The following is a 5,587-nucleotide window of genomic DNA, read 5'->3' on the forward strand; positions in this document are numbered from 1 at the left end:
CCGACTGCGATCTCTATTCAGTAAGAAGGAGAGCATTATGAGCGATCAAACTGTTATCAATCCAACCAGCACCCTCACATCGTCACCTGCGGAAGATTTCGCCAACGAAGTGGCTACGCCCGTCGCGGCACCTGTGGAGGCTGCGCCTGTTGCTGCAGCCGACGCGCCGCCAGCCGCCGCCGCGACGCAGAGCCATGACGCCAGTCAGGCGTTCTCAGAAGGCGTGAAGGATTTCGGCCGCGCGTTTAGCTTTGTCGAGCAGGGCGTAATAAAACTGGGTGATGCCGCGAAGGATGAGCTGATTGAGCTGGCGAGGAAATATTTGTAATGCCTGAGGTTGCATTATCGGGGACCCGGATGTCCCCTGTTTACTCACGGGTTTTAGTCACTTCCGATTATTCCTAAGGCAGCTTCGATATTTTGCACTATCATTAACCCTTCAAGCGTTATTTAAATCGTCTTATTAAGCGAAAAGGAAGATAGCATGAGTGATACAGAAATTGTAAAAACCAAAATTGACTACCTGCGTGATGTCACCTCCCAGCTTAAAGAGATGCGCCACTACGCGCAGACTAACACTGAGACGCTGTCTGCCCACTGGCTGGCGTTTGACGCGGGTGAGTATAAAGACACCGAATACGCGGGTCGCTTCGACACCTTGTTAAACAAACAAGGTAAACTGCTGGATGACATTGATGAGGCGATTCAGGATCTGGAAATCGCCATCAACAATGCTGAGCAGGAGAGCTAAGCCTCTGACGCACTGGTGGCCTAATCGGCCACCAGCCACATTTCTGCCTCATCGAACATTTCTTCGACAATCCGCGCAACCGTCGCTTTATCGTTCTTGCTCAAATCGGTATCTATGGCGTTACGTTCCATTGGTTTGACGCGTACCTCAATATCGGGAAAGACGCGCTGTACACGCTTTTCCAACTCCTGCAAAATCATCTCACGTGCGCCCGGTAATCCAGCCACGTTACGCTTATCGTAAATCAACTCCACAAACATCAGGGTCGTTCCATTCATTGGATCGGGTGCGATATAGTACTGTAAATAAAAACAGGGGTAAATATGCGCCAACTGGTTATCGATATCTTATTGAAAATGGCAAAAATGGATGTGGAAGCAAAAGAGCTGGTGGCGCAGGTTGAGGCGCAGTCGTTATTGATCGCGGCGCTACTGATTCAGGCAAAAGAGAATAACTCATTGACCATTTCCGACACGGTGCAGGAGGCGATCGTCACCGCATCGCGCGCGTCGCAGGAGTTTTTACAGTCTGATGTGGATCTGCTGCTAACCCACGTCAATCGTCTACTGGCGGTAGCGAGTTATATCGAAGTCAAAGGGATCGAGCGGGAAGGGTAGAAAAATATGACCTCTGGAAGTGGAAATCCAGCAACACTTCCAGAGGCGGTGCAACAGCACCATTCGTTCAAGGACAATCTACGACTGACGTCGTGATGAGTAAGTTATACAAGTTTTCTCAACTTGTACAACTTTTTCCTGAACATTTTGTGTGGTTGGCGATGTATCTTTGATGCCGTTACAGTACGTGGCCGATTACAACTCGTTTTTGATGCAGAACTCTTCCCACGTCATGCCTAAGGCTTCTGCGTGAGATTTCAGATACTTTTCAATGGCATCCGCGGCAACGGCTTTATCGGGTTCCGCCAGCTGAATGGAAAACAGCATGCCATCCAGCTTCTTCTGACGCAAAAAAGCGGCATAAATACGTTCTGCATGCCAGTCGCGTAACTGCGCTAATGACAGGTTCGCCTGGCGGGCATCGCTTTCGGTGAGTTCATCCAGTGCAGACTGGAAATCGGGGTGGGCGGCGAAAAACATCGTGCGCGCCTGAGCGTAATACTCTTCTGGGGTTTTCATTCGGTGTTCCTGCATATCAACTTGCGCGCTAGTGTAACGCGCGCAAGCTGCGTTGTCAGGATTCCGCTGCCGGATCGATATTCGTGGCAACCAGGTGCGCATTAATGCGCACCTTACAAAACCACACTCGCTACAAATCCCGTAGGGTCGCCATTTATGGCGACCACAACATCAATGCAACTGCTGATAAATTTGCGTAACGTCCTGCTGATTCTTCGCCAGTGTCTCATCCAGCGTCAGTTTGCCGCTCAGCATATCCGCCAGATTCTGCCCGACGGCGTTCCCCATCTGGTCAAATCCGGGAATGCTCACATACTGCACGCCCTGATAAGGCACAGGGTTGAGCGTGGGCTGCTCGACGGTCGCCGAATCAATCGCCGCACGTACCTGCGCGGCATACGGCGCCAGACGCTGATAGCTCGCCTGCTGATAAGTGGAATTGCGGCTGCCGGGCGGCACCGCGCCCCAGCCGACGGTATCGGCCACTTGCTGAATGTACTGTTTGGATGTCGCCCAGCTAATAAAGGCTATCGCCGCCTCGCGATTCGGCGTGTTAGCCGGTACCGCCAGCGCCCACGACCATAACCAGTTCGAACCATTACGCGTGATGCCGCCCGGCGCAGGCGCAAAGGCCAGCTTATCGGCGACTAATGAGATCTGCGGATTAACCAGCAAACCCGCCGCGACTGTGCTGTCGATCCACATTGCGCATTTGCCTTGCGCGGTCAGGCGTAGAATCTGGCCGAAACTGTTTTTCACCGTATCCGGCGGGCCATCCTGCTTCACCACCTGCAGATAATCACTCAGCGCCTCGCGCCACTCCGGCGAGTTGAGCGTTGGCTGCCAGTTTTCATCGAACCACTGCGCGCCATAGGCATTCGCCATGGTGGTCATAAACGCCACGTTATCGCCCCAGCCAGGCTGGCCGCGCAGGCACAGGCCGTAAATGCCTTTTTGCGCGTCGGTGAGTTTGGCGGCGAAGTTCTTGATATCGGTCCAGTCGGGATTGTCCGGCATGGTTAACCCTTTCTGCGCAAAAAGATCCTTGCGGTAGTAGGTCATGCTGCTTTCCCCGTAGAACGGCAGGGCGTAGAGCGTTTGCTGGAACGACAGCGCTTTGCGCACCGGCGTGATGAGATCATCGCTGTCGTAATCGGCGGGCAGCTTATTCAACGGCGCCAGCCAGCCTTTTTCGCCCCACAGCGGCGCTTCATAGGTGCCGACGGTGATGACATCGAACTGCGCCTGGCCGCTGTTCATCGCCGACAGCACCGCCTGACGCAATGCGCCATCGTCCATCACATGCCATTGCAGTTTGACGTCCGGATGCTCCTGTTCGTAGCGCGTGGCGAGCTGCTGCATGATGGTCATATCACCGTTGGCGATGGTAGCGATATTCAGCGTGGTCGCCGCGTGGCTCAGCAGTGGCGTGGCGAGTAACATCGCGAGAAGTTTACGCATCATCTCGCTCCTTAGCGCGTTTGCAGGCGGAAGAAGGCCATCTTCTCCACCAGCAATCCGGCATGTTCGCTAACAGTCTGGCTGGCGGCGCTGGCTTCCTGCACCAGCGAGGCGTTTTGCTGCGTCGCACCATCCATCTGAATCACAGCGGTGTTGACCTGTTCGATGCCGCTGGATTGCTGGCGGCTGGCCACGGCGATTTCCCCGACAATATCCACCACGCGCGCCACGCCCAAATTGATGTCATTGAGCATCGCGCCAGAACGCTGCACCAGCGCGCTGCCGGCTTCAACTTTACCGACGCTGGCATCAATCAACGCTTTGATCTCGTGCGCGGCTCCGGCGGAACGTTGCGCCAGTTGACGCACTTCGGATGCCACCACGGCAAAGCCGCGTCCCTGTTCGCCTGCGCGTGCCGCTTCGACTGCCGCATTCAGCGCCAGCAGGTTAGTCTGGAAGGCGATCTCATCGATCACCCGGTTGATATCGGCGATGCGTTTGCTGGAGGATTCGATCTCCTCCATCGCGCTGACCGCGTCACGCAATACGCTGCTGCCGCGTTCGGCCTGATGACGCACATCGGTGGCCAGTTCATTGGCCTGCGCGGCGTTATCAGCGTTGTGTTTCACCGTGGCGGTCATCTGCTCCATGCTGGCAGCGGTTTGCTCCAGCGAGCTGGCCTGCGAATGGGTGCGTTCAGAGAGATCGTCATTGCCGTCGGCCATCTGACGCGCCGCATCACTCAGTGCGCTGGCGCTTTCGCCTACGTCGCGCACAATCTCCGCCAGACGCACATCCATGCGCAGTAGCGACTGCATCAGTTCGCCCATCTCATCGCGCGAAACGCTGCCGATATCATGATTCAGTTCACCGGCCGCAATCGATTCGGCCAGTTCGCGTGCCTGACCAATCGACCGGTTGATCGAGCGGATCAGCAACCAGCCGGACACCAGCGCCACGCTTAGTCCGACCAGCAGTATGATAATCAGGCTGTTACGCGCCAGCTGGTAATCGCTGTTGCTCTGCCGATAGGTGAGTTCTGCATGCTGGCGCATTAACGCATCAAGCTGATCGATGTCCTGTTGCAGCAGCTGACTGCCGCTGCGCAGGCGGGTTTCAATCACCACCAGCGCGCCGGATGGGTTGCCGCCCTTCAGCAGTTCTCCGGCATCTTTCAGCGCGCTTTGCCAGCCGTCGAGATGGGTGATGAATTGCTGGCTGAGGGGTTTGGTTTGTGCATCAAACGCCAGCTGCTGCCAGGTTTGATGGTCTTTCGCAATCTGCTCGCCGTAATGCGCGATGCGCGCCAGACGTTTCTCCACTTCGCTGCTGTCGGTCCAGTAGCGCAGGGCATCGAAAAGGGTCGAGGACTGTTCCTGCACCATGCGGTACAGGCGGGACGAATATTGCAGCGGTAACAGCTCATTTTGGTAGGCGTTTTGCGCCCGTTGGTCGGCGGCGCGCAGGCCGATGATTCCCCAGATGGCGGCAACAATCAGTAAAATGCACAGCAGGCCAACAATCGATGTCAGACGCGCGCGAAGAGTCAATCGCATAACGGTGTTCTCCGTAACGAAGGTGAGTGTGTAGTCGGTCATTATTGTTTTTGCAGGTTCTTTTAACTCCTGAAGGGTTATCGGCCGTTAAATGAGCAGCTTGAGGAAAAACGAGCGTCGCGTAGCAGATACCTTGCGCAACGGATGGGAAAAATTATAACGTAGCCGCCATTGATGCGAGTGTAGGGATCGAGAATGAAAAAGTGGATGATAGTGGCCGCGCTGGCGCTGAGTGGCTGTGCGCAGATCAGCAATTATGACCAGGCCGTGAAAACTCCGGCGCCGCTGGAGCTGCAAGGCAACTGGCAAACCGTGGGCCCGCAAAGCAAGCTGATCAGCAAGCAAGCGATGGGCAGCCTGATTATCGGTGCCGAAGGCGACACGCTGGATTGCCGCCAGTGGCAGCGCGTGATTGCCAAACCGGGCAAATTAACCCGTCTGGGCGATGATTGGGTTAACGTGACGCGCCAGGTGCGCGTGATGCCGCTGGTGCTGGAGAACGGTGAGCTGCGTTACGATGGGTTGAGACTGCGTAAAGTGGATCGGCCAACCGTTGAGTGCCAGCAGGCGCTGGAAGAGGTGGCGAAACGTCCGAACGAGGCGGTGATTCAGGATATCGAGCCAGAGATTATGCGCCCGGTTTCGACGGCGACGCAGAAGTAGTTTTCCCTCACCCTAACCCT

8 protein-coding genes are annotated in these 5,587 nt (G+C 55.7%); 4 read left to right on the forward strand and 4 right to left on the reverse strand.

What is annotated here, in order from left to right; all coding sequences use genetic code 11:
• Positions 1-37: 37 nt before the first annotated feature.
• Entirely contained in the window at positions 38-328 is a 291-nt protein-coding gene (locus RTM06_RS12425) for a hypothetical protein (RefSeq protein ID WP_312182522.1), read from the forward strand.
• Positions 329-484: 156 nt separating this feature from the next.
• Positions 485-751 carry a hypothetical protein gene (locus RTM06_RS12430; protein WP_256696743.1) on the forward strand — a complete coding sequence of 89 codons (267 nt, stop codon included), beginning with the start codon at positions 485-487 and terminating at the stop codon, positions 749-751.
• 20 nt (positions 752-771) lie between these two features.
• Here RTM06_RS12430 and RTM06_RS12435 read toward each other — a convergent pair whose 3' ends face one another.
• Positions 772-1,011 (reverse strand): DinI-like family protein, encoded by a 240-nt coding sequence (locus RTM06_RS12435; protein ID WP_008105373.1) that lies wholly within the window; start codon positions 1,009-1,011, stop codon positions 772-774.
• A gap of 63 nt (positions 1,012-1,074) precedes the next feature.
• Between RTM06_RS12435 and iraP the strand changes: the two genes are divergently transcribed.
• The gene (iraP, locus tag RTM06_RS12440; RefSeq protein ID WP_061717593.1) at positions 1,075-1,368 is read left to right on the forward strand and encodes an anti-adapter protein IraP; all 294 of its coding nucleotides are present in this window, start codon (positions 1,075-1,077) and stop codon (positions 1,366-1,368) included.
• Between the two features lie 195 nt (positions 1,369-1,563).
• Here the strand turns inward: iraP and RTM06_RS12445 are convergent, their stop codons facing one another.
• The 3 genes from RTM06_RS12445 to RTM06_RS12455 form a co-directional block, all read right to left on the reverse strand.
• Positions 1,564-1,887 carry a DUF6388 family protein gene (locus RTM06_RS12445; RefSeq protein ID WP_101764036.1) on the reverse strand — a complete coding sequence of 108 codons (324 nt, stop codon included), beginning with the start codon at positions 1,885-1,887 and terminating at the stop codon, positions 1,564-1,566.
• A gap of 171 nt (positions 1,888-2,058) precedes the next feature.
• A complete protein-coding gene (locus tag RTM06_RS12450) occupies positions 2,059-3,351 on the reverse strand; it encodes a sugar ABC transporter substrate-binding protein (protein WP_293793285.1) in 1,293 nt (430 codons plus the stop codon).
• Between the two features lie 8 nt (positions 3,352-3,359).
• Positions 3,360-4,904 (reverse strand): methyl-accepting chemotaxis protein, encoded by a 1,545-nt coding sequence (locus tag RTM06_RS12455; RefSeq protein WP_312182532.1) that lies wholly within the window; start codon positions 4,902-4,904, stop codon positions 3,360-3,362.
• A gap of 195 nt (positions 4,905-5,099) precedes the next feature.
• Between RTM06_RS12455 and yedD the strand changes: the two genes are divergently transcribed.
• Positions 5,100-5,567 (forward strand): lipoprotein YedD, encoded by a 468-nt coding sequence (yedD, locus tag RTM06_RS12460; RefSeq protein ID WP_256696739.1) that lies wholly within the window; start codon positions 5,100-5,102, stop codon positions 5,565-5,567.
• Positions 5,568-5,587 lie beyond the last annotated feature (20 nt).

It is taken from the genome of Pantoea sp. CTOTU46764, from assembly GCF_031974595.1.
Taxonomy (GTDB): domain Bacteria; phylum Pseudomonadota; class Gammaproteobacteria; order Enterobacterales; family Enterobacteriaceae; genus Pantoea; species Pantoea trifolii.